Source organism: Rhodanobacter sp. UC4448_H15 (genome assembly GCF_052978265.1).
Genome location: NZ_CM129665.1, coordinates 1,921,513 through 1,947,942, shown reverse-complemented (window position 1 = coordinate 1,947,942; position 26,430 = coordinate 1,921,513). Strand labels below are relative to the sequence as shown.

The following is a 26,430-nucleotide window of genomic DNA, read 5'->3' as shown; positions in this document are numbered from 1 at the left end:
CTTGCCCCCGGACAGCACAACCATCGGCCCGCGGGCGCCGCACCGCATGGCGGCCATGCCGCTCACTTGCGCAACGGCGCGACTGCCCCAAACTTCCCAGACCATGCACGCATCCCCGATCGCCGAAACACTGTTGCTCGAAGGTCCCGATGCAGGCGCATTCGCGCACGCGCAATTCAGCAGCAAGGTGGATGGCCTTGCCGTGGGCCGCTGGCAATTCAGCGCCTGGCTGGATGCGAAAGGTCGCGTGCGTGCGCTGTTCCACCTGGCGCGGCTGGAAGAACAACGCTACCTGTTGCTGTTGCGCGGCGGCGAAGCCGCGGCGATGGTGGAGGCGCTGCAGCGATTCGTGTTCCGCTCCCGGGTCCGGCTGACCGCGCTGCCGGCGCGCGGTTTGAGTACCGGCCCCGCGCAACCGTTGCATGTGATGACGATGGAAGGCGACGCCGTTTCGCTGGGGTGCGGCTCGCATGCGCTGCTCGTTTCCGCGACCGCTTCCACGGACGACGCATGGCGCGCGCTGCAGTTGCGCGACGGTTGGCCGTGGCTGCCGGCGCCGATGCTCGGAACGTCGTTGCCCGCGGCGCTGTCGCTGCAGCGGCTCGACGCGGTGGCTGTCGACAAGGGCTGTTATCCCGGCCAGGAAATCGTGGCGCGACTGCATTTTCGCGGTGGCCACAAGCGCCACCTGCACCGCGGCACGACGTCGCAGCCGGTGCAGGCCGGCGACGCGTTGCGCATCGACGATCGCGAGGTCGGTTGCGTGCTGGATGTCGTCGACGGCGACGGCGCGTCCGACGTGCTGCTGGTGCTGGACGACGACATTGCCGCACAACTTCGCGCAGGCGCTACGCCGTCATTCCAGCGTGCACTTGCATTGACGCTGCAGACGTCATGGTCCGCATGAACATGACGTGCGGACACGCGGGGATTTTTTCGCGATGGCACTTGTCAACAACACGTGAGTGCAAGTTAAATCCGCCCATCGCGGCACTTGCCAGCGGCGCTTCCCGCCACTAGGCTCCGCCGATCGAATATCGCGGCACCCGGTACACGGGGTGTCGATTGACGCGACGAACCGGATGAATCCGTATCGGCGCGACCCGGCAGCAGCAATGCCGGATGAGAACAGGCCTTGCCATCCTTCGAGGCAAAGCCGCCGGAAGCAACGCGACGCCCGCATGACGGCACCGTTCCCGGCACAACCCTTCCGGCCGGCTTCGCAGAGCCGCTCGAATCGCCACAATCCCGTGGCACAGCGCCCTGGCCACAAGTTTCGGCCCGGGCGACAGATCCAGGTGGAACGGCCTGCCCGCCCGTCCACCGCAACGGCGCAAGAAGCCGAGACCGGCTTCGCGCGTACAGCACGTTGGAGGCAGAACATGAAACTTTCCCTGCTGTTGTGGCTGACGACACTGATGCCCCAGCCGGTAGCTGACCAGGCCTGCCTGGCCACGACCGTCTATCTCGAAGCACGCAGCCAGCCTACCGACGGCCAGCTGGCGGTGGCCGAGGTGGCGCTGCGCCGGCGCGATCGCGGGCATTACGGCGATACCGTGTGCAAGGTGGTCACGGCACCGCACCAGTTCGCCACCACCACCACGTCCGGATCATTCGAGATCAGCAACCTCCCTGCCTTCGTGAAGGCGTGGGACGTCGCCGGAAACTCGATCCACAACTGGCAGCTGCCCCTGGCGCAGCGTCGCATGCTGGTGCCGCACGCCGATCACTTCGCGACCACCACGATCTCCCCCTCGTGGTCGCACAACCGCCCCAGCGTGACGATCGGCGACCACGCCTTCTACGCAGTGAACTGAGCGGCAGGTATCGCAGACACAGAAAAGGCCACCTTCCGGTGGCCTTTTCTTTTGGACGTCCAGACGTCCGTATGTCAAGGACGATCAGCGCGGGTAGACGTGATCGCCGCGCACCTCGACGTAGTCGCCCTGGCGCAGGCCGGGGTTCTCGCGCTGGGTCACGGTGGCGTAGCGTCCGTCGTCCAGACGGACAACGATGCGCCAGGCCACCTTGTCGCCACCGCTGCGCTTGCCGACCTGGTTGCCGACCACGCCGCCGGCCACCGCGCCGGCCACGGTCGCGGCCTTGCGGCCATCGCCCTTGCCGACCTGGTTGCCGAGCACGCCGCCGGCCACCGCGCCGATGATCGCACCCAGCGTGCCACCGTTGCCGCTGTTCTCCAGATACACCTGCTGAACCTCCTGCACCACGCCGCAGGTGTTGCAGCGAACCGGCTGGTTGCCGTAAGCCGACGACTGGCCTCCGTAGTAGCCGTTGTTGCTGTTGCCGTAAGGCTGGGTCGCGCAACCGGCGAGGGCGAGGCCCGTCGTCATCGATGCGGCCAGTGCAAGTTTTGCAATGCGTGCAGTCATCAGGTGCTCCTGTGGGATGAATGAGCTCAATGAGCGTCGGATACCACGGTCACGCCTTCCTTCACCTCAACGCGATCACCGGGGTCGTGATCCATGCGGACCGTACGGGTGACGCCGTCGTAGACGTAGCGGACGTCGTAGCCGACGATCTTGCTGCTGGTGTTGTTGACCGTGTCGCAGCGGCGTTCGACGCTGGTGGTGACCTGCCCCTTCTGGTGCGCCGCCTCGATCCGGTTGCCGGCGTAGCCGCCGCCGACCGCGCCGGCCACGGTGGCCAGTGTCTTGCCCTTGCCGCCGCCGACCTGGTTGCCGACCAGGCCGCCGACCACTGCGCCGATCGCCGTGCCAGCGATGCGATGCTGGTCCTTCGGCGGTGCGGTGTGCGTGACGGTCTCGTCATGGCAGACCTGCTTGGGGTTGTTCACCGTCGTGCGCACCGGGTCGACGGAGACGACCTTGCCGTACTTCACTCCGGCATCGGCGCTCGCGGCCATGCCGTCCGCACCGGTCGAGCCGGCGTCCGCACTGCGGTTGCAGGCAGACACTCCCGTCACCAGCGCCGCGGCGATCGCCGCCTTGAGTACATTGACCATCAACGTGTTCATCACTTCCTACTCCTCTGTTTGAGCGCAGCCTACCGCCCGGGATGTGCAGCGGACGTAACAACCTGCGCAGTCAATTGAACCGATGCCAGACTGAATCGCAGCTAGCTCGAAGTTATGACATGGTTTTCACGCACTTGCCGTGCAGTCGCGCCCACATTCACGGATCTTCCCCATGCAACTGCTCATCGACAGCCACGTGCATCTCGACCTGGAGGCGTTCGAGGCCGACCGCGCCGCGGTCATCGCGCGGGCCGAAGCGGCCGGCGTTGGCCAACTGGTGGTCCCGGCCACCGACGCCGAAAGCTGGCCGCGCATCCATGCCCTGTGCGACGACCGACCCGGCATCCATCCCGCCTATGGCCTGCATCCGCTGTTCATGGACCGCCATCGGCCCGAGCACCTGGAGCGCCTCGGCGACTGGCTGGGCGATCACCCCGCGGTCGCCGTGGGCGAGATCGGCCTGGACTACCACGGCGCGGGGCCCGATCGCGACCTGCAGCAACGCTTCTTCGAAATCCAGCTGCGGCTGGCGCGCGAACTGGATCTGCCGGTCATCGTGCACGCACGCCAGGCACTGGAAGAGGTGAGCCTGAGCCTGCGCCGCTGCCCCGGCGCGCGCGGCGTGGTGCACAGCTTCTCCGGCAGCGAACAACAGGCAGCAAAGCTGTGGGACATCGGCTTCCACCTGGGCATCGGTGGCCCGGTGACCTACGAACGCGCGCAGCGCCTGCGGCGCATCGTTGCCGCCATGCCGATCCAGTTCCTGCTGCTGGAAAGCGACGCGCCGGACCAGCCCGACGCCGGCCACCGCGGCCAACGCAACGAACCGGCGCGACTGGTCGAGATCCTGCGCTGCGTGGCCGAGCTGCGCGGCGAGAGCGAGCAGCACGTGGCGCAAGCCACCTCCGCCAATGCCCGCCGCCTGTTCGGCCTCGACCGGAACCCGTGACAATTGTCACTTGCCCCGGGCCATCGGCGCCTGCTAATTTACTTCACTGGTGAATTATAAATCAGTGAAATGGCGACTCTCGCAAACTGCATCGCGATGATGGACGAAGGCATCGACCGGGTCGGCCAGCTCGTCCCGCAGATGCCCGTGGCGGAAGCGCGGATGTGCCGGCTCATGCTGATGCTCGGCGCCACCATCGACCGCGAGCTGGAGGCGAAGCTCAAGCCGAACAAGCTCAACCACAGCGAGTTCCTGACCCTGATGATCCTGTACAGCCGGCCGGACGGCAGTTCCACGCCGGGCGAGCTGTGCGAGTTCACCACCCAGGGCGCCACCAACATGACGCGCATCGCCAATGCGCTGGTCAAGCGCGCCCTGATCACCCGCGGCAGCAGCAAGGAGGATCGCCGCCGCGTACTGATCCGCATCACCCCTGCCGGCCGGCGCTTCGTGCAGAAGATGCTGCCGCCGATGTTCCCGCAGGTGGGCGCCATGTTCGGCGGCTTCAGCGCCGGCGACATGCGTCAGTTCGACCGGCTGCTGCGCAAGCTCGCCGCCAATCTCGACCAGTTGGGCGAACAGCGCCTGCCATGAAGGATTCCCGCATGAAGCACGCCTTGCCGGGCGGACGCGCGATGCTCGCCGCCCTGATTGCCCTGACCCTGGCCGCCTGCGCTGCACCGGCCAGGCTGCTGGCACCGGACCTGCGCGGCGACGTGCCGCTGGCCGGGCTGCAGGCGCCCGAGCGCGCCGGCTGGCCCGCGGCGCAGTGGTGGCGGCAATACCACGATCCGCAGCTGGACAACCTGATGGATAGCGCCACCCGCCAGTCGCCGGACCTCGCGATGGCGCAGAGCCGGGTGGCCCAGGCGGAGCAGTCGGCGAGGCTGGCAGCGGCGCAGCTCGGGCTGTCGGTGAACGGCAGCGCGCAGGTGGCGCGGCAACGGCTGAGCGACCACGGGCTGATCCCGAGCCAGTTCCTCGGCTTCAGCTGGTACAACCAGGCCGACCTCGGTGCGCAGCTCAAATACGACTTCGACTGGTGGGGCAAGCAGCGCGCCACGCTGGAAGCAGCGCTCGACCAGGCGCACGCGGCCGAAGCGCAGCGCAGCGCTGCGGCGCTGGCACTGCAATACGCCGTGGCCGATACCTACTTCGGCTGGCAGGCCGACCAGGCGCGCCTGCAGTTGGCCGATCAAGCGCTCGCCACGCAGCAGCAGTTCAGCCGCATCGCCGATCTGCGCGTCAAGCAGGGCGTGGACTTGCCGGACGAAGCGCAGAAGGCGCGCGCGCAACTGGCCGCCGTGCAGGAAATGCGCGTGGCGCTGGAAGGCTCGGCGAAGATCCGCCGCGTGTCGCTCGCCTCGCTGCTCGGCGTGGCACCGGAACAGCTGCCCGAGCTGCAGCCGCGACCGCTGCCGCGCGTCGACGAAGGCATTCCCGCCAACGCCGCGCTGGACCTGATCTCGCGCCGCCCGGACATCGCCGCCAGCCGCTGGCAGGTCGAAGCCGCGCTGCGCCAGACCGACGCCGCCCGCGCCGAGTTCTTCCCGGATTTCAGCATCAGCGCGATGGCCGGGTTGTCGAGCATCGACCTGGGCAAGCTGTTCACCGCCGGCAGCCGCACGTTCTCGCTGGCCCCGGCGCTGCACTTGCCGATCTTCAATGGCGGCGCGCTGAAGGCGAACTACGGTGTGAGCAAGGCCCAGCTCGACGCGGCAATCGCGCAGTACGACAGCACGGTGCTGGGTGCCGCCCGTGAAGTCGCCACGCAGGCGCTCGGCGCACAACAGATCGCCGCGCGGCGCGTGGTCCAGCGCACCCGCGTGGATGCGCAGCGGCAACTGCTGGCCAACGCGCAGGCGCGCGCCGCCCAGGGCGTGCGCGACGCCCGCGAGAGCCTGGTGGCCAAGGCGCAATGGCTGCAGCAGCGCGACGCGGCCGTGCAGTTGCAGGCGCAAGCCGTGGCGACCGACCTCGCGCTGGTCAAGGCGCTGGGTGGCGGCTATCGCGACGCCTCCGCCGCCGACCGCAACGCCGATGCCACCTCTTCCGTTACCGCTGGAGCCCGCCCATGAGCACCACTGAAACCGACCGGTCGTCTGTCGACGCCAACGACAGCGGCATGGCCGCGAAGGACGCGGCCAAGCGTCGGCGCGCGCTGCTGATCGTGGCCGCCGCGTTCATCCTCGCCGGGCTCGCCTGGTTCGCGCTGTGGTTCTTCGTGTTCTCCACCCGGGTCAAGACCGACAACGCCTACGTCGGCGGCAACCAGGTGGCCATTTCGGCCCAGGTGCCCGGCACGGTGGTGGCGATCCTCGCCGACGACACCCAGCGCGTCGAAGCCGGCAAGGTGCTGGTACGGCTGGACCCCACCGACGCCAAGGTGCGCCTGGAACAGGCACGCAGCGCACTGGCCCAGGCCGTGCGCGGCGTGCGCCAGCAAACCAGTTCGGCCAGCAGTGCCGACGCCCAGGTCGACGCAGCCAGGCTCGCGCTGCAGAAGGCCGACGCCGACCTCAAACGCCACCTGCCGCTGCTGGCGGCGCACGCCGAATCGCCGGAAATCGTGCAGCACCTGCGCGACGGCGTGGCGCAGGCGCGCGCCGCGCTGGCCGGCGCGCAGGCCCAGGCAGCCGCGGCGCATGCGGCAATCGAAGGCACCGACGTGGCGCGCAACCCGGGCGTCATGCAGGCCCGCGCGAATTTCAGCGCCGCGTGGATCGCCGCCCAGCGCAACGCGATCTACGCACCGGTCTCCGGCTACGTGGCGCAGCGCAGCGTGCAGTTGGGCAACAGCGTGCAGCCCGGGCAGCAATTGATGACGGTGGTGCCACTGCACGATCTGTGGGTGGAGGCCAACTTCAAGGAAAGCCAGTTGCGCCACATCCGCATCGGCCAGCCGGCGACGGTCGTCTCCGATCTCTACGGCGACGATGCGGTGTTCCACGGCAAGGTGATCGGCCTGGGCGCCGGCACCGGCAGCGTGTTCTCGCTGCTGCCGGCGCAGAACGCCACCGGCAACTGGATCAAGGTGGTGCAGCGCGTGCCGGTGCGCATCTCGCTGGACAACGCCGAGCTGGACAAGCATCCGCTGCGGGTGGGCCTGTCCAGCGAGGTCACCATCGACATCACCGACGACAAGGGCAGCGTGCTGGCCGCCACCCCGGCGCAGCAGCCGGTGGCGCAGACCGACGTCTATACCCAGATGGCCGCCAAGGCCGACGCCGAGGCCGAGCAGGTCATCCGCGCCAACCTGCCGCGCGACGCCCGCTGAGTCGAGCCGATGGCCGCCACGCCCGACGACACCACGTCCCTGAAGCCGCTGCAAGGCGGCGCCCTGGTCCTGCTGACCATCGCGGTCGCCTTCAGCACCTTCATGGAAGTGCTGGACATGACCATCGTCAACGTCTCGGTGCCGCACATCGCCGGCAGCCTCGGCGTGAGTCCCAGCGAGGGCACCTGGACGATCAGCTCCTACGCGCTGGCCAGCGCGATCATGCAGCCGCTGACCGGCTGGCTGGCGCGACGCTTCGGCGAGGTGCGCACCTTCATCAGCTCGGTGACGCTGTTCGTGCTGTTCTCGATGCTCTGCGGCATGGCTACCAGCATGCCGATGCTGGTGATCTGCCGCCTGCTGCAGGGCGCGGGCTCCGGCCCGATGGTGGCGCTGTCGCTGGCCCTGCTGCTGTCGAGCTACCCGAAGGCGAAACAGGGCATGGCGCTGGCGCTGTGGGCAATGACGGTAGTGGTGGCGCCGATCTTCGGCCCGATCCTCGGCGGCTGGCTGACCGACAATTTCTCGTGGCCGTGGATCTTCTACATCAACGTGCCGGTGGGTGCGCTGGCCGCGTTGATTACCTGGGCGCTGCTGCACAAACGCGAGACGAAAACCTTCAAGATGCCGATCGACGTGATCGGGCTGGTGCTGCTGGTGGTCGGCGTGGGCGCGCTGCAGTTCATGCTGGACAACGGCAACGACCACGACTGGTTCGCCTCGCCGATGATCCTGACCCTGGGCATCATCGCGCTGGTCTGCCTCACCTTCCTGATCGTGTGGGAGCTGCACGCCAGACATCCGGTGGTCGAACTGGCGCTGTTCAAGCGGCGCAACTTCACCGTGGCCGTGGTGGCGCTGTCGCTGGGCATGATGGCGTTCTTCGGCATCAATGTGGTGTTTCCGCTGTGGCTGCAGATCGACCTCGGCTACACCGCCACCTGGGCCGGCCTGGCCAGCGCGCCGGTGGGCGTGCTGGCGTTCCTGATGGCACCGGTGATCGGCGCCAACATCCAGCGGCTGGAGCTGCGCGCGGTGGTGACGTTCGCCTTCATCGTGTTCGCGGTGACCTCGTTCTGGTTCGCCAGCTTCGACAGCTCCGCCTCGTTCGGCACCCTGGTGCTGCCGCGCTTCGTGATGGGCATCGGCATCGCCTGCTTCTTCATCCCGCTCAACCAGATGTACCTGTCCGGCCTGAACCCGGACCAGGTCGCCAGCGCCTCGGGCCTGGCCAACTTCTGCCGCACGCTGGCGTCGAGCGTCTCGACCGCGGCCACGGTGACGCTGTGGCAGCATCGCGGCGAATACCACCACGCCGTGCTGACCGAACACATCACGCCGGCGGCGCCCGCCGCGACCAGTTTCCTGCAGCGCCTGGAGCACGGCGGCTTTTCCATGCGGCAGGGGCTGGATGTGGTCGACCAGTTGATCACCCGCGAGGCGCTGACCTTGTCGGTCAATGACGTCTACCTCGTTTGCGCCGTGCTGTTCCTCGCCATGATCCCGCTGCTGTGGCTGGCGCGCCCGCCGTTCGGCAATGCCGGCGGTGCCCCGGGGCACTGAAACAGGCGGATTTGCTGCGCCCGGATGCCGCAGCATGAAACGGCGGCGCCGACTGGTGCGCCGCAATATCTTCTGCTAGCTTGTGGCGCATGGCACAAAACAAACGCATCATCAAGAAGTACCCGAACCGGCGTCTCTACGACACCGAGATCTCCAGCTACATCACGCTGGAGGAAGTCCGCCAGCTGGTGCTGGACAACGAGGATTTCGAGGTCCGCGACGCCAAGAGCGGCGAGGATCTGACCCGTTCGGTGCTGCTGCAGATCATCTCCGAGCACGAGGACAAGGGGCAGCCGATGCTGTCGCCGCAGTTGCTCAGCCAGATCATCCGCTTCTACGGCGACTCGCTGCAGGGCTTCATGGGCCCCTATCTGGAGCGCAGCCTGCAGGTGTTCCTCGACCAGCAGACCCAGTTCCGCAGCCAGCTCAACAACCTCATGGGGCAAACCCCCTGGAACACGCTGAACGACCTGACCGAGCGCAACATGGCGGCGTTCCAGGCAATGCAGCGCGGGCTGATGGACACCGCCGCCAAGGTGATGCCGACCCCGCCGCCGGCCGGCACGCGCAGCGGCAAGAAGCCCGGCTGAATCCCGCGCGCCGCGACGGCCCCGCTCCGTCGCCGGCGCCCCAACCTTTCCCGGACGCTGCAGCACAACATGTGCTGCCACGCAGCGTGAGCCGGCCAGCGAAGCGATCCCGATGAATCAGACCGACACTCCACGACGCGTTGCCATCGTCACCGGCGGCATCGGCGGATTGGGCACCGAAATCTGCCGCCACCTTGCCCGCGCCGGGCGCCAGGTGGTGGCGCTCGATCTGGCTGCGCGCACCGAACGGGTCGCCGCCTTCCACCACGAACTCTCCGAATTCGGTGGCGCGGTCGACTTCGCACCGCTCGACGTCAGCGATTTCGAAAGTTGCCGGCAGGCGCTCGCGCAGGTCGAAAACCGCCACGGCAGCGTCGACATCGTGGTCAACGCCGCCGGCATCACCCGCGACGCCAGCCTGCGCAAGATGAGCCCGCAGCAATGGCACGAGCTGATGCAGGTGAATCTGGACGGCGTGTTCAACATCTGCCGCCACGTGGTCGACGGCATGAGCGCGCGCGGCTTCGGTCGCATCGTCAACATCAGCTCGGTCAACGGACAGACCGGCCAGTTCGGCCAGACCAACTACTCGGCAGCCAAGGCCGGCGTGCATGGCTTCAGCATGGCGCTGGCGCGCGAGACCGCGCGCAAGGGCATCACCGTCAACACCGTCTCGCCCGGCTACTGCGACACGCCGATGGTGGCGGCCGTGCCCGACGACATCCGCGCCCAGATCATCGCCGGCATTCCGGTCGGCCGGCTCGGCTCGCCGGCGGACATCGCCCGCGCCGTGGCTTTCCTCGCCGCCGACGACGCCGGCTACATCACCGGCGCCAACCTGCCGGTGAACGGCGGTTACTTCATGAGCTTCTGAGCGTCCCGGCTCACCCCGCGTTGCGGGCGGCAGCAAGTGCCTGCCGCCGCGCCAGCCACACCCCACCGGCAGTCAGCGCCAGCGCCAACGCCTGGGCCAGCAGGCCCTGCAGCGTCGGGTGAATGCCCAGCAACGGGATCGAGACGAACGACACGGCGTCGGCGCCGACCACGCCAGCCTCCTGCAGCGCGGCAATGCCGTTGCCGGCAAACACCACCGCCAGCAGCGCCAGCAAGGCCGAGGTCGCGGTGAAGAACGGCCCGATCGGCAGGCGCACGCTGTACTTCAGGATCGCCCAGGCCACCAGCGCCAGCAGCAGCGCCGCCGTGAGCATGCCGGCGATCACGTAGTGCTGCCCCTCGCTGCCCACCTGCACCCACAGGGTCTGGTAGAACAGCACGATCTCGAACAGCTCGCGGTACACGGCCAGGAACGCCACGCCGGCCATCGCCCACAAGGTGCCCTTGCCCAGCGCGGCATTCACCCGCGTGCGGATGAACGCGCTCCATGCCTGCGCGTACGATTTGCTGTGCAGCCAGTAGCCGACGTACAGCAGCATCGCCGCGGCGATCAGCGCGGTGACGCCCTCGGTGACCTCGCGATTGGCGCCGGAGATCGCCAGCAGATAGCTCGATACCACCCACGTCGCCGTGCCCAGCAGCACCGCCGCCATCCAGCCGAAGTGGATGTACGGCATCGCATCGCGGCGCCCGGTCTTGTGCACGAACGCGATGATCGCCGCCAGCACCAGGATGGCCTCCAGACCCTCGCGCAGCAGGATCAGCAGCGCGCTGAGGAAGGCCGTCAGCGGCGACAGCTCGCCCGCCGCAAGCTCCTGTTCGGCACGGTCGAGCAGGCCGTCGATGCGCTTGACCTGCGCGGCGACCTCAGCCACCGGCGGCCCCTGGGCGATGGTCGTGCGCAAGGCCATCATCCGGGTCTCCACCTCGCGTCGCAGCGGGGCGTCGACGTTGTCCAGGCTGGCCTCGACCAGTTCGAAACCTTCCAGGTAGGCACCGATGGCCAGTTGCCGCGCCATGTCGCGATCGCCGCGGCGATAGGCGTCGAGGCTGGCGTCGAGCTTGTCGCGGGTGGTTGCCATCGGCGTGGGTGCCGCGGCCTGGATCGACGCCGGATGGGCGGCCAGGTAAGCCTGCACTGCCACCAGTTGCGCGCCTTCGCGCTGCGCCACGTCATTCGGCGCCCGCGTCACCAGGTCGCCGAAGTCCTTGAACTGCGCCTTGCCGATGCCTTGCTGCCAAGCCGTGGCCCCGGCCTGCAACTGCGCGGGCGTGGCGCGCAGGCCGGCGACGTAGAACGCGAGTGACCAGCGCTCGGCCTCGGACAGTTCCGGGAACGGCCGCATCGGCGTGCCGGCCACGCCCAGCGTGATGGTGTTGTACAGCCCGTAGATGCTGCGCGCATCCATCCTTGCCGCATCGTGGAAATTGCTGGGCACCGGATCGAGCCCGGCTGCCAGCACGCCGTCGCCATGGCCGCTGACGCCGTGGCAGGCGGCGCAATCGGCGGCATACAGGCGCGCACCCGCGGCAAGGTCCGGCGCCTGCCGCGGCGCCACGCTCAGCTGCCAGACGCGGATGATGTCCCAACGCAACGCATTGGCCGCCGCGGCCACCGCCTTGCCATCGGTCTTCGTCGCGATCGCCGCGCGCAGGGCCTGCGCCTTGCCCACCAGTTCCGCCTGCCCCGTCTGTGCCGGCAACTGCTGCAGCAACGCCAGCGACTGCGTGGCGAATTCGAGCTGCTCGGCGTACTCGCTCTGGTCGAGCACCTTGCCGTCGCGCACGAACTGGGGGTAGTCCACGCTGATGTAATCGAGCATGTGCACGATCGTCTGCGCCTTGTCCGCGGCAGGCGCGGGTGCGGCTGCCGTCGCCGTGGCCGCGACGACGAGCATGCCCAGGCCCAGCAACCAGGCAAGGCAGAACGAAGGTGGACGACGACAATGCGTATGCATGGCGAAGCGGATTCCAGGCAGCGCCCGGCCAGGGGCGACGGAAAAACGGAAGGCGCCATTGTCGCGAATGAGCGCATCAACTGCAAATGAGAATGATTCACGCAGATGCCGTATCCCTTGCACCTCGGCGGCCGCGCTGACCCGGCCGAAACTTCCTGCGTCGCGACGCCGCGTCCGTGCGGCCCTGGAACCCGGTCATTGACCGGAAATGGCAAGAAGTCGTAGTTTCCTGCGATCCGGTCGCCGTCTGTCCTGGGGGGGACTCCTCGCGCACCGGACTGCAAGACGCACCGGCAGGGAAACCTGCCGGGCGTCTTTTCGAATCACGAGGAGGGGAACCACTGATGATGCAAAAACCACTTGCCGCGGCGCTGCTGGGCGCCATCGGCCTGGCCGTCATGTCCGATGCCGGCGCAGCAACGCACGCACGCGTGCAGGCGCCATCCATGGGCAAGCTCGCGCCCGCCGCCCTGGCCAACCGCATCGGCCTGGATGCCGACGCCGCGCTGTCGCCGCGCCTGCAGGCACGCACCACCCACGGCACCGTGAAAACCCGCGAACAGCAGACGTTCCGCGGCATACCGGTATACGGTCGCCGGGTCGTGGTGGAACGTGACGGCAGCGGCAACGTGCTCGGCGTCAGCGGCGAGATTTCCCGCGGCATCGGCCACGACATCGCCTCGGTCGCCCCCGCCATCAACGGCAATCGCGCCATCGGCCTGCTGCGCGCGCACGCCGGCCTGTTGCCGCTCGGCATCGGCGTCAACGGCATTCGCGACAGCGACATCCAGGACGCGAAGATCGATCTGTACGTCTACGCCGAGGGCAACCGCGCCCGTCTCGCCTATCTCACCTCGTTCTTCGTCGATCGCAGCGGTCAGCCGACGCGCCCGATGGCGATCATCGACGCCAACACCGGGGAAGTGATCGAGTCCTGGGACGGCCTCACCACCAAGGGCAAGCCGGGCGGCGGCGGTGGCGGCAGCACCGGCACGCCGGCACTGGCCACCGGCGCCGGCGGCAACCAGAAGACCGGCCAGTATTTCTACGGCACCGACTATGCGGCGCTTGCCGTCACCCAGTCCGGCTCCACCTGCTACATGCAGAACCCGGACGTGAAGACCAACAACATGGCGAAAAGCACGCGCACGGGCACGCTGTGGAGCTTCATCTGCCCGAACAGCAGCGGCGATGCCGTGAACGGGGCCTATTCGCCGATCAACGACGCACACCATTTCGGCAGCGTCGTGCACGACATGTACAACAACTGGCTCGGCGCGCCGCCGCTGAGCTTCTCGCTGGTGATGAACGTGCACTACGGCCGCAACTACGAGAACGCGTTCTGGAACGGCTCGTCGATGAACTTCGGCGACGGCGCCAGCTACTTCTATCCGCTGACCTCGCTGGACGTCACCAGCCACGAAATCAGCCACGGCTTCACCGAGCAGAACTCCGGCCTGCAGTATTCCGGCCAGTCCGGCGGCATGAACGAGGCGTTCTCGGACATGGCAGGCGAAGCGGCCGAGTACTTCGACCGCGGCCACAACGACTGGCTGGTGGGCGCGGAGATCATCAAGAACGGCACCGCGCTGCGCTGGATGTGCACGCCGAAGCTGGACGGCGCCTCGATCGACAACGCGGCGAACTACACCAGCTCGCTGGACGTGCACTATTCCAGCGGTGTCTACAACAAGGCGTTCTGCACGCTGGCCAAGTCGTCCAACTGGAACACCAGGAAGGCCTTCGAAGTCTTCGCGCACGCCAACGCGATGTACTGGTCGGCCACCTCCACGTTCAACGCCGGTGCCTGCGGCGTGGAGAACGCGGCGGACGACTACGGCTACTCGCGCAGCGACGTGGTGGCGGCATTCAATGCCGTCGGCGTGACCTGCCAGTAGGCAACCGGCAAGCCTGCCGTTGAACGAGGGCCGGTCCGCAAGGGCCGGCCCTTCTCGTTGCCGCGACAGCCTGCCGGAGGCATGCCGGCACGAAACGGACGATCCGGGATTGCAGTCGCGCGGCGCTTGCGGAACAGTGTGCGGATTCCTTCTCCGGACCGCAGCATGGCGCAGCAACCCATCACCCTCATCGGCGGCGGCCTGGTCGGCGCCTTGCTGGCGCAGCAGTTGGCCCGGCGCGGTTTCGCCGTCGATGTCTTCGAAAAGCGCCCCGATCCGCGACTGAGCGGTTTCCTGGGTGGTCGCTCGATCAACCTGGCGCTGGCCGAGCGCGGCCTGCAGGCGCTGCGCACGGCCGGCCTGGCCGACGACGTGCTGCAGCGCGCGGTGATGATGCGCGGGCGCATGGTGCACGACCGCGATGGCAACAGCGGCCTGCAGCGCTACGGCGTGGACGACAGCGAGGTGATCTGGTCGGTCTCGCGCGGCGCGCTGAACATGCTGCTGCTGGATGCCGCCGAGGCGGCCGGCGTGCGCTTTCATTTCGGCCAGTGGCTGGTCGGCGCCGACTTCGGGCGTCAGCGCATCCGGCTCGCCGACGAGGCGGGCGTGCAGCGTGAACTGGATGCCGGGCTGCTGGTCGGCGCCGACGGCGCCGGCTCCGCGGTGCGCGCGGCGATGAACGCGCAGGCGCCGCTGGGCGAGCGGATCGAATCGCTCGGCCACGGCTACAAGGAACTGGAGATCCCGCCAGCCGGCGAGTTGCCGGCCGCGGTGCTGCAGCACAGCGGCGGCCGCGACCAGTTCGCGCTGGAGCCGCACGCGCTGCACATCTGGCCGCGCGGCGGCTACATGTGCATCGCGCTGCCGAATACCGAGGGCAGCTTCACCGTCACCCTGTTCCTGCCGGCGCAGGGCGCCGCGCCGAGCTTCGCCACCCTGCCCGACGCCACGGCCGCGGGCGCATTCTTCCGCGAGCAGTTCCCGGGCCTGCTGCCGCTGATCCCGCGCTTCGGAGAGGATTTCGACAGCCACCCGGTCGGCACGCTGTCCACGCTGTACCTCGAGCGCTGGCACCTGGACGGCCGCGCGCTGCTGCTCGGCGACGCGGCGCACGCGATCGTGCCGTTCCACGGCCAGGGCATGAACTGCGGCTTCGAGGACACCGTGGTGCTGGCGGACCTGCTGGCCGGGGCGCCGGACGACAGCGCCGACGTGTTCGCCGAATTCCAGCGCGTGCGCCAGCCGAACGCCGACGCGATCGCCGCGATGGCGGTGGAGAACTACATCGAGATGCGCGACTCGGTGGCCGATCCGCACTACCTGGCCAAGCGCGAACTCGGCGCGAAGCTGGCCGAGCGCATTCCCGGCCACTACATGGCGCGCTATCGCCTGGTGACGTTCACCCACGTGCCCTACGCCTACGCGCTTGCACGCGGCCGCGCACAGGATGAACTGCTGGAACAATTGCTGCGCGACACGCCCCGGGTTGCGGACATCGACCTGGACGCCGCGGCGAGTCTGTTGCGCTCCCGCCTGCCGCCGCTGCCGCCACTGCGCCATGGATGAATCGCTGCTTGCCGCCTTCCGCGCCACTCGTTACCTGGTCTGCCTCGACCCTGTGGAATGGGCCGACATCCGCATCGACCAGCCGTTGCCGGTTGCGCTGCACGCGCTGGTCGGTGCCCAGGCCTGGGGATTCATCACGGCGTGGAACCCGCGCGGCGAACCACGCGACCTGGCGGACAACCTCGCTGCGCAGGGGCAGCTGTTCGCCGCATTGCGCGAATGGCCGGGGGCGGCGATCCGTCCGGGGATCGGCATCGGCACCAGCGGCTGGCATGAGCCCAGCCTGTTCGTGACCGGACCCGACCGGGCGACGCTGGACGCGCTGGCCCGTCGCCACGAGCAACTGGCCTACCTTCACGGCCGCGCCGACGGTACGGCCCGCTTGCGCGTAATGGAATGACGCGTCCGCACGCGCCCGTCGACCCGACACCAGGAGAGGTGGGCGGGATCAGGGACGACATGCATTTCAATGCACCAGCTGGTTGATTTCCATGATCGGCAGCAGGATAGCCAGCACGATCATCAGCACGATGCCGCCCATGACCAGGATCATCATCGGTTCGAGCAACGTGAGCAGAACCGCCAGACGTCGTTCGAGAGCCTGCATTTCGAGCTGTGCGGCGCGTTCGAGCATGTGTTCCAGTTTGCCGCTGGCTTCGCCGCTGCCGACCAGGTGGATCATCAGCGGCGGAAAGACATGCGCGGCATCCAGCGCGCGTGTCAGCGTATCGCCTTCGCGCACGCGCTCAATGGCAGCCTTGATGCCGCCTTGCATGACCAGGTTGGACATGGCCCGCGCACCGTAGTCGAGTGCCGCGAGCAAGGGCACGCCACCGCCGACGAGGATGGCCAGCGTACTGGCGAAGCGCGAGGCATTCAGACTCCGAATGACCGATCCGAGCCAGGGCAAGCGCAACGCCAGAGCATGCCAGCGGCGCCGGTGGCGCTCGCGCTGGAGAACGGCCCGCACGCCGACCGCGGCGCAGAGGCCGATGACGAGGAGGCAAGGCCCCGCTCCGCGCAGGAAATCCGAGACCGCAATCAGCCCCCGGGTGAGCAACGGCAGGCTTTGCCGAGACTGCTGGAAAACCTGCACGATCTGCGGCACGACGTAGACCAGCAATCCGGCAACCACGCAGATCGCCACGAAGGTGACCAGCGCCGGATACAGCAGGGCGAGACTGGTCTTCTGGCGCAGCGCCTGACGCGCCTCCAGGTAGTCGGCAAGGTGTTGCAGCACGTCCGGCAACGCGCCCGATTCCTCGCCACCGCGCACCAGCGCGCGGTAATAACCGGGGAAATCCCGCCCGTAGCTGCTCATGGCGCCGGCGAGCGACAGGCCAGCGGTGATCTCGGCCTTGACGCCACCAAGTACTTCCCGCGTCTTTGGCGCCGCAACCTCCTCGATCAGCGCAGCCAGTGCATGCTCCATCGTGAGGCCGGAAGCGAGCAGCGTGGCCAGCTGGCGGGTGAGCAGGCTCAGTTCGGCCGCAGGGATGCCGCGTGACCAGGGCGGCGCCGCGCGCTCCCGGTTGCGAACACGCTCGACGCGCTCCGGATACAAGCCCCGGGTGCGCAACTGGGTGCGGGCCTGACGCGGTGAATCCGCCTGCACCAGGCCGGACCTGGGATGACCGGCGGCGTCGAGTGCCCGGTAACGGAACGCCTCCATGGCGCTACCGCTCGCGGGTGACGCGCAGCACTTCCTCCAGGCTCACCGTGCCTTCGGCGGCCAGTCGCATGCCGTCGTCGCGCAGCGAACCCATGCCATGCGCGCCGGCGTGTTCGCGCAGCGTCTGCTCGTCCACCCGGTCGTGGATGAGCCTGCGCAGCTCGTCATCGACCGTGAGCCATTCGTAGATGCCGGTACGGCCCTTGTAGCCGGAGCGGTTGCACGCAGGGCAACCGACCGCCGCATGGAAATTGCCCGGTGCAGACGCCAGACCGAGGCTGCGCAACTGCACGGCATCGGCTGCCAGTGGCGCACGACATTCCACGCAGAGCTTGCGCACCAGGCGCTGGGCGCCGATGCCGATCAGGCTGGACGCAAGCAGAAAGGGCTCGACGCCCATGTCGACCAGCCTGGTGACGGCGCTCACCGCGTCGTTCGTATGCAGCGTGGTGAGCACCAGATGCCCGGTGAGGCTGGCCTGGATCGCGATCTGCGCACTCTCCAGGTCGCGGATTTCGCCGATCATGATCACGTCCGGGTCCTGGCGAAGGATGGTGCGCAGGGCACGCGCGAAGCTCATGTCGACGCGGCTGTTGGTCTGCGTCTGGTTGATGCCGTCGAGGTCGTACTCGATCGGATCCTCGACGGTCATGATGTTGAGCGCCTTGGGATCCAGCCGCGACAGCGCGGCATACAGCGTGGTGGTCTTGCCGGAACCCGTGGGGCCGGTCACCAGGATGATGCCGTGCGGCTCGCGGATCAGCGCGTCCACTTGCGCGAGGGTGGGCGGGTCCATGCCCAGCCGGGACAGTTCGAGCCGGCCGGCCTGCTTGTCCAGCAGGCGCAGCACGACACGCTCGCCGTGGCCGGTCGGGATCGTCGACACCCGCACGTCGATCGGCTTGCCGGCGGCGCGCAGCGCGATGCGGCCGTCCTGCGGCAGGCGTTTCTCGGCGATATCGAGCTGCGCCATGATCTTCACGCGCGACACGATGGCCGTATGCAGCGCGCGTGCGGGCTCGATCAGATCGCGCAACGTACCGTCGATGCGCAGCCGAACCACCGAGCGCGACTCGAACGGTTCGATGTGGATGTCCGAAGCGCCTTCGCGCAACGCCTGGGTCAGCAAGGCGTTGATCAGGCGGATCAGCGGCGCGTCGTTCTGGCTGTCCAGCAGGTCCTCGACGCGCGGTATTTCCTGCAGCAACCGGGACAGATCCATGTCTTGTGCGAGGTCGTCCGCCAGCGCAGCCGCGCCTTCGTCGGCGCCGTTGTACAAGGTGGCGATGCGCTCGTCGAACTCGCCTGTGCCGACGCGCTGCGCACGAATGGGCACGCCGAGTGCGCGGCGCAGCTCGGCCAGCGCGCCAGCCGACGCGCCATGGCGCACGACGACTTCGGCGACACCGTCGCCAAGTCCGGTGACGGCGATGCCGTTGACCTTGGCGAAGGCATACGGCACGGGCGGCTTCGTCAGCATCCCGCGATCACCGCCGATTGTCCTGGCCGGCCGATGCCGGCGGCAGGGGTGGCAACAGTGGCGAAGGATCGTTGCCGCGCACTGCGCCGCGAGTCGGCTCGGCGTGGATCTGCTGACCACGGATGTAGTCGTAGCGTTCGCCGGTCAAGGCACCCGCCCCCTGCGCATCACGCAGGACGGTCGGGCGCAGGAATACCATCAGATTGGTCTTGGTACGCGAGTGGTTGTTGTAGCGGAACAGGCCGCCGAGCAACGGCAGACTGCCCAGCAGCGGAACCTTGGCTACGCCGCCGTTGACGGAATCCTGCATCAGCCCGCCGAGCACGATGATCTGTCCGTCGTCGACCAGAACAGTCGACTCGATCGAGCGCGTGTTGGTGATGACCCCGGCGGGATTGGCGGTGTCGGCAATGCTCGAAACCTCCTGGTAGATCTGCAGGCGCACGACTCCGCCTTCGGATATCTGCGGGCGAATCCTCAGGGTCAGCCCGACATCCTTGCGCTCGATGGTCTGGAACGGCGACGGCGTGGTTGCCGCACCGGAAACTGCGTACTGGCCGGTGATGAACGGGACGTTCTGGCCAACCACGATCTTCGCCTCCTCGTTGTCGAGGGTGAGCAGGGTCGGCGTCGACAGGATGTTGGCGTTGCTGTCCGTTTCCAGTGCGCGCGCGAGCAGGCCGAGGTTGAGGACCTGAACGCCACCCACCGTCACGCTGCCGTGCACCGTGCCGATGTTCAGCCCGGGGCCGGCACTGGCCGGGTTCTGCGCGATGCCGATGATGTTCCGCCCCGCCCCGCCGAAGTTGGTGCCGCCGAACACTTGCGTACCCGACTCGCCGATGCCGCCGAGGTCCTGCCACTGGATGCCGAACTCGCCGGCCTTGTTCGCCGTAAGCTCGACCACGAGCGCCTCGACATAGACCTGCAGCCGCCGCGCATCGAGTTTTTCCACCACCGCGCGCAGGTTGTTGTAGACCGCATCGGGCGCCGTGATGATGATCGAGTTGGTGGCGGCGTCCGCCTGGATGATGCCTGGCACGGTTGCAGCTTGCGGCATGGCGTCTCCCGTCGCCGGCATGCCGCCGCCGCCCGATGCCGCCTGCGCGCCGCCGCCGATGGCAACACCGGCAGTCGCATTCGGCGGCACCGCCTCGGCTGGCGCCGCCGCGCCGGATACCTGTCCCGGCGATGATGCGCTGCCGGAGTAGATGCCGCGCAAGGTCTCCGCCAGCTGCACGGCCTCGGCGTTCTTCAGGTAGACGACGTGAACGTTGCCGGCGGCGCTGGTCGGGGAGTCGAGCAGTGCGGCGAATTTCCGGACCTGGGCAAGTCGCGCCGGATCGGCCGCGCGCACCAGCAGGCTGTTGGAGCGGGCATCGGCGATGACTGCCACGCGCTGGGTCGGGTCCGTTCCCTGCAGCGTCTGCAACGCCTGCGGCGCTGCCGCAAACAGATTGTTGATGGTCCGCGCTGCGTCCAGCGCGGAAGCATGCTGCAGGACAATCATCGTCGCGCCGGCCTCGTCCGGCTGGTCGACGGCGGCAATGATGCCCGCCAGCCGTTCGAGGTTGCCGGCGTAGTCGGTGATGACCAGCGAGTTGCTGTCCTGCAGCGCGGTGATGGTGTTGTTCGGCGCCACCAGGGGACGCAGCGTAGGCACCAGTTGCACCGCCGACTGATGCGCCAGGGCAAACACCCGCGTCTGCAGTCCGTCGCTGCCGGGGTGTCGGCTCGACTGGACGTTGCTGTGCTGCTTGGCGTCCGCCTCCGGCAGGATCTTGACCAGGCCGTGGTCCTCCACCGCCGCGAAACCTTGCAGGCGCAAGGCCGACAGGAATACCTCGTACACGGTATCCCGTGCCACCGGCCGCGCCGAGATGATGTTGACGGTGCCCTTGACGCGCGGATCAAGCACGAAATTCTTGCCGGTGACTTCCGCCATCGCCTTCACCACACCCTCGATGTCCGCATCGACGAAATTGAGCGTGACGGTCTTGACCGGCGCCGGACTTTCCGCCGCCTGTGCCATCGCGCGCGACGCCGGAACGTACGCGCAGGACAAGGCCACGGCCACGATGGCCGCTTGCAGCGTGTGCTGGTTCATGGCTGCCCGCAGGGGGAAGTTGACCCATGGCGTTTCATCGGGAAGTGCTCGTGGTGGTGGCAGGGGTCCGGGAGGGGCGTGGCCAGGCCAGCGTTTCGCGCGATCCGTTGCGCTGCAGGATCACCTGCTGGGGAAGTACCTTCTCGAGCCGGATGCCCGGCGCGAGATACTCGCCGGCACGGGCCAGTCGGGTTTTCTTCGCATCGAGTTGCAGCAGCGCGTAGCCGGCGCCCTGCGGCTCGGCAGCCATGACGCCCAGCAGCCTGATCGCCAGCCCGGACGGCACCTCGGCCTGCGCATCGCCGGGCAGCCGGCCAAACAGGTTGCCGGCAGCAGCGAGGCGATCGGCCGGCCCGGAAATCTCCATGGCCCGCGGCAGCGGTGCCGGCGCGCACCACGCCCAGGTCCAGTAGGCCAGCACGAGACCGAGCAACGACAGCGCGCCGGCTTTCGATGCAGCGCCGAGCGCCGTTCGCGCAAGATTCGATCGTCCGGACAACATGCCTTTGTTCCCTCTGCCTGCACGGGTTGGATGGTCGCGGGGACAACAGGGTTCCCATGTCGATGGCCCGCCGGAAACTCATGGCCGCGCGCCGGCGGGTGCGCCGCCGAGCGGCGGGCCGAGTTGCAGGTCGAAATCGCCGTTGTCGCGCTCGACGGCGATCAGCCGCAACAGCGGCGCCAGTTGCGGGCGCTGCTGCGCATCGACCCGCGCGGTGGCGGAAAACGTCGCGGGGCCGCCGCCGCGCCAGGACCCGCCGCCGTCGAGATGGAGCGGCCCGCTGCCGGTACGCAATGTCGCCTTCAACAATCCCGCGTTGCCGTGGACACGAAGTTCGTAGGTGCCGAGCGGTGCGACCCGGGTCAGGGCGGAACCGGCATCCTTCCACGTAATGACAGCATCGGCCGAAACGGTGTGGCCGGAACGCGAGAACTGCGTGACATGGAGGGCGAGATCGCCGCGCGGGCCGAGCGGCGCCATGCGAGGCACGGCGAGGCCAAGCGCACTGGCCGGCAAGGAGAAGTCGACGCTTGATACCTCGATACCGTGCGCCGAGATGCGCACGGGGAAGCCCCGGTCGGCGTGGTCGATGGCGACCTCGAAGTCGAGGCGCCCGCGCCACAGGGCCCGCGGTTGCAGCGTCCAGGAAAGATCCTTGCCGACGCCGCCCGACCCGGCACCATCGCGGATCTCCAGCCGCCCGCTGCCGGACCACAGGCTGCCGTGCGCCTGCGCAAGACGCAGCTTCCCGGCGCTGGCGCGCCGCAGGCCCGCATCGAGCAGCGTGGCTGGCGCCAGCACGACCAGAAACGCCGCATAGGCCGCCATCGCCACGCAGACGCTGGCAACCGGTTCCCGCCATGTCGGTCGGCGCGTCATCGACCGGGGCGCTCCAGGGTGACGGTCACGCCCACCTGGCCGGGCGCGGAACCGGATTCGATCCGCACTGCGACGGGGCGCAGCTGCTGCGCGCGCATGGTGTCTGCCCAACCCAGCCAGTCGGCGAACGCCACATTGGCGAATACCAGCTTCACGTGGCGCGCATCCGGCAGCTCGATGCTCGCCAGCGAACGGGTCAGTCCGCTGGCGTCGACCTGGCGCTGCACCAGCTGGCGCAGGTCCGTCGTGGACGCAGGCAGCGGTGGCATCGCGCGCAGGCGCACGATCTCGTCCGCCTGCCCGCTCTGACGCATCGCGTCTGCACGCAGCTGGGCGACCGCCGGCAGCAGCCGCAAGCGCGCCTGTGTCGTCGCGTACAGCAGCCACGCATACGCCACCAGCCCAAGGCAGATCGCCACGACGGCAACCAGCCCACGTTCCCGCGGGGATCGGGCCGCCCACAGTCGGTTCAAGGCATGCTTCATGGCGACCTCAGGGTCAAGGTGACGGTGCCGCGCCCGGCACGACGCGCCTCCTGCGGCGCGTCGACATCCAACCCGGCCTGCGCCAGGCGAGCCTCGACGCGACGCATGAGCGCGCCGTCCGCAGCGGCGAACTCCAGCACCATGCGTCCGTCCTCATACGACAGCGCGCGCAGCTCCGCGGCCGGCACCTCCGCCAACGCTGCTGCCACCTTGCCGAGCATGGCCGGGAAATCGCCGGCATCCGGCTGGTTCGCGGCGCGCCGTGCCTGGGCCAGTTGCCGCCGCATCTGCAATGCCGGGTCGGCCACCGCGACGGCGTCGGGGAACAGCGCGCGGAAGCGCGCCTCCATCTGCTGGCGAAGCTCATGCTGTTCGCTCGCCAGCCGCACGCGATCGACCAGCAAGGCTGCCGAATGCAGCAGCAGCGCCGCGAGCAGAATCCAGCCGATGTGTCGCCAGCGTGCGAGCATGGCGACGGACGGGCGCCAGTGCCCGCGTTCCTGATCGATCCGGATGCCGGCCAACGCCGGCGCCATGCGCCAATCCGGTTCCGATGCGAACCGGACGCTGACGCCCAGGCCCTGCTGCCATGCCTCCGGATCGGGCCGCGCCGCCGGCGTCGTCACATGCAGCGCGATCGACGCGGGTACGGCATCGCGCGCCCGCGCCTGCTCAAGCAGCAACTGCAGCACCAGTGGCGGCGTCTGCCGATCGCCGCAATCGGTGGCGGCGCCCTCGAGTTCGCCGATGCGCACATAGCCTTCCTGCCCGCTCCAGGCAAGACTCCACTCCCCTTGCTGCATCGGCAACATCAGCGTCTCGCAATACACGACGTCGACGCGGATACCGACCGCGCCAAGCGCGTCGCGCCAGCCTTGCAGCCGCTGCCGGTCGACCACTGCGAGCACGTCGTCGTCCCCGACCCGCCCCAGCATGCTCACCTGGTTGGCGTCCGGGTCGGATGCCAGTTGTTCCTCGGCTGCATAGGCCAGCAACGCCGCGGACCTGCGCCTGCCCACTCGAGGCAATCGCGTTCGGGTGATCAAGACCTGGCTGGCGGCAAGCACCAGTTCGACCCGCGATGCCGTGTTCGGCAACTGTGCCAGTGCCCCACTTCCGGAATGCACACCGGCGTGCTCGTCCAGCAGCACCCATCGGCATGACGTGGGCGCCGTCGACAGCGGACAGAATATGCGCAGCAGGCTCATCGGAGCTTCCGCCATACGACGCCGGGCCAGCGCGCCGCGTCCGTCCGCGCCAACAGCAGCTGGCTGCGGGCCTGCGTCTTGCCGTAAGTCACCCGCAGCGTGACCAGGAAATAATCGCTGCCGACGCGGATGTCCTGCCCGGGTACCGTGGCGTCCTTGCCGAGCTGGCCAAGGAAATCGGCGTTGTTGCGATAGAAAGTTCCGTTGCGGCGGGCGACCAGTGCCCGCGCCGAATCCAGATCCAGTCCGTCGACCACGGCAGCGAGAACCTCGGCGGACGCCGTGTTCACGTTGAGTGCGGTCGCCGCCGGCAGCGCCGTCACGAAAGGTGCGAGGCGCGCACGGACACTGGCGTCGAAGCCACGTACAAGACCCAGTTCGTCCAGATCGACGAGCGGCCGGTTGGCGGCGAGACGAGGGTGGCCGAGCCCGCGGTAGTACGCATCCTCCGCCCCGCCGGCGGGCTGCGCCACGCTGTCGGCATCGACCCAGTCGGCGAGTGCATCGGCCAGCTCCGCCGGCAAGCCGAGGATGGCCAGCAGGCGCTGGAAACGCGCGTACTGCGTGACATCGAGTTTGCCGTTCCGGACCAGGTTGTCGAGATTGAACCGGCCTTGCTGGTCCTCGATGTGGCCGGCCAGTTCGCCGTTCTCGAACGGGATCGGCGGCAGGCGCAGCGCCCACGGTTCTCCGGCGTGGTCGACGTCGCCGCTGGCTCGACGGTCGTCGAACAGCATTGCGCGAGCCCAGTCGCCTCCCGCCGTGACCAGTTCCTCGGCCTGGACATGGTCGGCGGCCAACCCGGCCTGGCGCGACCACGTGCTCAGCGCGACCAGCATGGCCGTTGCCGCCACTGCAGCCACGGCCATGATCGCCATCGCCATCAGCAAGGCCGCACCGCGCTGCCCGGCGTTCATGAGCGCAGCGCGAACACGCGCACCACGGTTTCGCCCGAACCGAGCACCACTTGCATGCGTACGGCCAGCGGCAGCGGGGGGTCGGCCGGCGTCGTCGGCCACGTATTGTTCCAGGTCAACGCGGGGCCGAGATATTGCAGGCTCAGGCGGGTCACGTCATCGAGTACCACGTAGCGGGTCGGCGGCGTGGTTGCGGCAAGGTCGAGCCCCGGCCAGATCCACAATTCGATCTGGTGCGCGCCGTTCACTCCGTAGCCGATGCGCCGCGGTACGTCGACGCCGTCCGTCCCGGCGAACCGAGTGAACTCCAGCAGTGGCGCCTGTGCTGCATCGGGTCGACCAAGCCACGCTGGCGAGGTGCCGGCATCGCTGCGCACCGGGCGCGGCGCGGCCAGCCGTACATCGCGCGCAAAGCGGACGAAGAACGACTCCGCCTGCCGCCATTGCGCGGATTCCGCCTGAATGCGGTCGCGCGACGCCATGACCACGCCAAGTCCGCGATAGGCCATCAGCGTGAGCAGCGACAGAACGAGCAGCGCCGACAGCAGCTCGATCAAGGTGAATCCGGGGGCAGCGCGAAACCGGTGGGCGTTCATCGGCCGCTCTCCGAGGGATCCACGACAAAACCCGTGGAATGCGCAAGGAAGTGCGCTGGCTGCGCCGGCGCGAAGACGAAGACGTCGACACGATGGAATGCCGCATTCGGCGTCGCGGATACTTCCTCGCGCCAGCCGAGTTCAAGATTGCCCTGGCGCCGCACACCGGTTCGCACGCCAACCGGCAACCAGTCGCCGCGTGCACGATGCTCGGCGAGGCGATCGGCCGCGACCCACCCGGCCAGCAGTCGCCCACGCAGTTCGTCGGCATGGCTGACGCCCTGCGTGGCCACGCGCAGCGCGGCAAGCAGCGACACCGCGACGATCGTCATGGCGACCAGCACTTCGACCAGCGTGAATCCCGGCGCGTCATTGCGCTGCCATGTCGCCATAGGTCTTCCCCTGCCCGGGTGCGATGCGCAAGTCGCCGACCGGAGAGGCCGCGATGCCGTAATGGTCGGCACCGAGCGCCAGGTCCATCGAAAACGCCGACATCGAGCCGTCGGACGGAAACTGCAGACGCATGGTCGCCTGCGCCGCGGCGGCTTCGTTGCGCAGCTGCGATATCAGCATGCCGTGCGGCAGGCTGCGCGCACGCAACACATCGTCGTCACGGATCTCGGACCACCCGTCATCGCCACCCTGGCGCCAGAAGCGGTAGTGGCTGCCGTCGGACGTCCACACGATGGCGGCGCCGGAGATGCGCGCTTCCTGGGCGGCAAGCTCCAGCAGCTGCGCGAGTCGCTCGGCCTCGACCCGCAACAGGTCGCGATCGCCCGGTTGCATCCGTGCCCCGATGGTTCCCGCCAGGATGCCCATGATCAGCACCACGACCAGCATCTCCAGCAGCGTGAAGCCGCGTTTGCCCAGGCGGACGATCGCTTCATGCAC

General features: G+C 68.4%; 26 protein-coding genes. 12 read left to right on the top strand and 14 right to left on the bottom strand.

Annotated elements, in window-relative coordinates; genetic code table 11:
- Nucleotides 1-103 precede the first annotated feature (103 nt).
- Nucleotides 104-907: a CAF17-like 4Fe-4S cluster assembly/insertion protein YgfZ gene (ygfZ, locus tag ACVCMI_RS08655; protein ID WP_447099117.1), complete on the top strand. Its 804-nt coding sequence runs from the start codon at nucleotides 104-106 to the stop codon at nucleotides 905-907.
- A 475-nt stretch (nucleotides 908-1,382) separates the two neighbouring features.
- Entirely contained in the window at nucleotides 1,383-1,817 is a 435-nt protein-coding gene (locus tag ACVCMI_RS08650) for a cell wall hydrolase (protein ID WP_395117952.1), read from the top strand.
- An 84-nt stretch (nucleotides 1,818-1,901) separates the two neighbouring features.
- Here the strand turns inward: ACVCMI_RS08650 and ACVCMI_RS08645 are convergent, their stop codons facing one another.
- Together ACVCMI_RS08645 and ACVCMI_RS08640 are read right to left on the bottom strand one after the other, a co-directional pair.
- On the bottom strand, nucleotides 1,902-2,390 hold the full coding sequence (locus ACVCMI_RS08645; RefSeq protein WP_395117950.1) for an outer membrane lipoprotein: 489 nt from the start codon (nucleotides 2,388-2,390) through the stop codon (nucleotides 1,902-1,904).
- A gap of 26 nt (nucleotides 2,391-2,416) precedes the next feature.
- Entirely contained in the window at nucleotides 2,417-2,995 is a 579-nt protein-coding gene (locus tag ACVCMI_RS08640) for a glycine zipper 2TM domain-containing protein (RefSeq protein WP_395117948.1), read from the bottom strand.
- Nucleotides 2,996-3,167: 172 nt separating this feature from the next.
- On the opposite strand from ACVCMI_RS08640, the gene ACVCMI_RS08635 reads away from it, so the two are divergent.
- From ACVCMI_RS08635 to phbB, 7 genes are all read left to right on the top strand, one after another.
- Nucleotides 3,168-3,944, top strand: a complete 777-nt coding sequence (locus ACVCMI_RS08635; protein WP_447099118.1) for a TatD family hydrolase — start codon at nucleotides 3,168-3,170, stop codon at nucleotides 3,942-3,944.
- 69 nt (nucleotides 3,945-4,013) lie between these two features.
- Entirely contained in the window at nucleotides 4,014-4,538 is a 525-nt protein-coding gene (locus ACVCMI_RS08630; protein ID WP_447099119.1) for a MarR family winged helix-turn-helix transcriptional regulator, read from the top strand.
- Nucleotides 4,539-4,549: 11 nt separating this feature from the next.
- Nucleotides 4,550-6,022: an efflux transporter outer membrane subunit gene (locus tag ACVCMI_RS08625; protein ID WP_447099120.1), complete on the top strand. Its 1,473-nt coding sequence runs from the start codon at nucleotides 4,550-4,552 to the stop codon at nucleotides 6,020-6,022.
- On the top strand, nucleotides 6,019-7,221 hold the full coding sequence (locus ACVCMI_RS08620) for an HlyD family secretion protein (protein WP_447099121.1): 1,203 nt from the start codon (nucleotides 6,019-6,021) through the stop codon (nucleotides 7,219-7,221). The genes ACVCMI_RS08625 and ACVCMI_RS08620 overlap by 4 nt, the downstream gene beginning before the upstream one ends.
- 9 nt (nucleotides 7,222-7,230) lie before the next feature.
- Nucleotides 7,231-8,784 carry a DHA2 family efflux MFS transporter permease subunit gene (locus tag ACVCMI_RS08615; protein ID WP_447099122.1) on the top strand — a complete coding sequence of 518 codons (1,554 nt, stop codon included), beginning with the start codon at nucleotides 7,231-7,233 and terminating at the stop codon, nucleotides 8,782-8,784.
- A gap of 89 nt (nucleotides 8,785-8,873) precedes the next feature.
- Nucleotides 8,874-9,374, top strand: coding sequence for a polyhydroxyalkanoate synthesis repressor PhaR (gene phaR / locus ACVCMI_RS08610; protein WP_395117937.1), 501 nt, complete (start codon nucleotides 8,874-8,876; stop codon nucleotides 9,372-9,374).
- 112 nt (nucleotides 9,375-9,486) lie between these two features.
- Nucleotides 9,487-10,248 (top strand): acetoacetyl-CoA reductase, encoded by a 762-nt coding sequence (gene phbB, locus ACVCMI_RS08605; RefSeq protein ID WP_447099123.1) that lies wholly within the window; start codon nucleotides 9,487-9,489, stop codon nucleotides 10,246-10,248.
- Nucleotides 10,249-10,258: 10 nt separating this feature from the next.
- Here the strand turns inward: phbB and ACVCMI_RS08600 are convergent, their stop codons facing one another.
- Nucleotides 10,259-12,226, bottom strand: coding sequence for a cytochrome c/FTR1 family iron permease (locus tag ACVCMI_RS08600; protein WP_447099124.1), 1,968 nt, complete (start codon nucleotides 12,224-12,226; stop codon nucleotides 10,259-10,261).
- A gap of 344 nt (nucleotides 12,227-12,570) precedes the next feature.
- Between ACVCMI_RS08600 and ACVCMI_RS08595 the strand changes: the two genes are divergently transcribed.
- The 3 genes from ACVCMI_RS08595 to ACVCMI_RS08585 all read left to right on the top strand — a co-directional run bounded on the left by ACVCMI_RS08595 (nucleotide 12,571) and on the right by ACVCMI_RS08585 (nucleotide 16,093).
- Nucleotides 12,571-14,124, top strand: a complete 1,554-nt coding sequence (locus ACVCMI_RS08595; RefSeq protein WP_447099125.1) for a M4 family metallopeptidase — start codon at nucleotides 12,571-12,573, stop codon at nucleotides 14,122-14,124.
- 165 nt (nucleotides 14,125-14,289) lie between these two features.
- Nucleotides 14,290-15,693 carry an FAD-dependent oxidoreductase gene (locus tag ACVCMI_RS08590; RefSeq protein ID WP_447099126.1) on the top strand — a complete coding sequence of 468 codons (1,404 nt, stop codon included), beginning with the start codon at nucleotides 14,290-14,292 and terminating at the stop codon, nucleotides 15,691-15,693.
- Nucleotides 15,686-16,093 carry a DUF3293 domain-containing protein gene (locus tag ACVCMI_RS08585; protein WP_447099127.1) on the top strand — a complete coding sequence of 136 codons (408 nt, stop codon included), beginning with the start codon at nucleotides 15,686-15,688 and terminating at the stop codon, nucleotides 16,091-16,093. The genes ACVCMI_RS08590 and ACVCMI_RS08585 overlap by 8 nt, the downstream gene beginning before the upstream one ends.
- A 66-nt stretch (nucleotides 16,094-16,159) precedes the next feature.
- Here ACVCMI_RS08585 and gspF read toward each other — a convergent pair whose 3' ends face one another.
- From gspF to ACVCMI_RS08530, 11 genes are all read right to left on the bottom strand, one after another.
- On the bottom strand, nucleotides 16,160-17,365 hold the full coding sequence (gspF, locus tag ACVCMI_RS08580; protein WP_447099128.1) for a type II secretion system inner membrane protein GspF: 1,206 nt from the start codon (nucleotides 17,363-17,365) through the stop codon (nucleotides 16,160-16,162).
- Nucleotides 17,366-17,369: 4 nt separating this feature from the next.
- Nucleotides 17,370-18,845 (bottom strand): type II secretion system ATPase GspE, encoded by a 1,476-nt coding sequence (gene gspE / locus ACVCMI_RS08575; RefSeq protein ID WP_447099129.1) that lies wholly within the window; start codon nucleotides 18,843-18,845, stop codon nucleotides 17,370-17,372.
- Nucleotides 18,846-18,852: 7 nt separating this feature from the next.
- Complete coding sequence (gspD, locus tag ACVCMI_RS08570; protein WP_447099130.1) at nucleotides 18,853-20,952, bottom strand: type II secretion system secretin GspD; 2,100 nt, start codon at nucleotides 20,950-20,952, stop codon at nucleotides 18,853-18,855.
- A 34-nt stretch (nucleotides 20,953-20,986) separates the two neighbouring features.
- The gene (locus tag ACVCMI_RS08565; RefSeq protein WP_447099131.1) at nucleotides 20,987-21,454 is read right to left on the bottom strand and encodes a type II secretion system protein N; all 468 of its coding nucleotides are present in this window, start codon (nucleotides 21,452-21,454) and stop codon (nucleotides 20,987-20,989) included.
- Nucleotides 21,455-21,532: 78 nt separating this feature from the next.
- Nucleotides 21,533-22,333 carry a type II secretion system protein N gene (gspN, locus tag ACVCMI_RS08560; RefSeq protein WP_447099132.1) on the bottom strand — a complete coding sequence of 267 codons (801 nt, stop codon included), beginning with the start codon at nucleotides 22,331-22,333 and terminating at the stop codon, nucleotides 21,533-21,535.
- Complete coding sequence (gene gspM, locus ACVCMI_RS08555) at nucleotides 22,330-22,818, bottom strand: type II secretion system protein GspM (protein ID WP_447099133.1); 489 nt, start codon at nucleotides 22,816-22,818, stop codon at nucleotides 22,330-22,332. The genes gspN and gspM overlap by 4 nt, the downstream gene beginning before the upstream one ends.
- Nucleotides 22,815-24,026 (bottom strand): type II secretion system protein GspL, encoded by a 1,212-nt coding sequence (gene gspL / locus ACVCMI_RS08550; protein WP_447099134.1) that lies wholly within the window; start codon nucleotides 24,024-24,026, stop codon nucleotides 22,815-22,817. The genes gspM and gspL overlap by 4 nt, the downstream gene beginning before the upstream one ends.
- Nucleotides 24,023-24,943, bottom strand: a complete 921-nt coding sequence (gene gspK, locus ACVCMI_RS08545) for a type II secretion system minor pseudopilin GspK (protein ID WP_447099135.1) — start codon at nucleotides 24,941-24,943, stop codon at nucleotides 24,023-24,025. The genes gspL and gspK overlap by 4 nt, the downstream gene beginning before the upstream one ends.
- The gene (locus ACVCMI_RS08540) at nucleotides 24,940-25,539 is read right to left on the bottom strand and encodes a type II secretion system protein GspJ (protein WP_395117910.1); all 600 of its coding nucleotides are present in this window, start codon (nucleotides 25,537-25,539) and stop codon (nucleotides 24,940-24,942) included. Before ACVCMI_RS08540 ends, gspK begins: the two co-directional genes overlap by 4 nt.
- Entirely contained in the window at nucleotides 25,536-25,931 is a 396-nt protein-coding gene (gene gspI / locus ACVCMI_RS08535; RefSeq protein ID WP_447099136.1) for a type II secretion system minor pseudopilin GspI, read from the bottom strand. The genes ACVCMI_RS08540 and gspI overlap by 4 nt, the downstream gene beginning before the upstream one ends.
- On the bottom strand, nucleotides 25,909-26,430 hold the full coding sequence (locus ACVCMI_RS08530; RefSeq protein ID WP_447099137.1) for a GspH/FimT family pseudopilin: 522 nt from the start codon (nucleotides 26,428-26,430) through the stop codon (nucleotides 25,909-25,911). Before ACVCMI_RS08530 ends, gspI begins: the two co-directional genes overlap by 23 nt.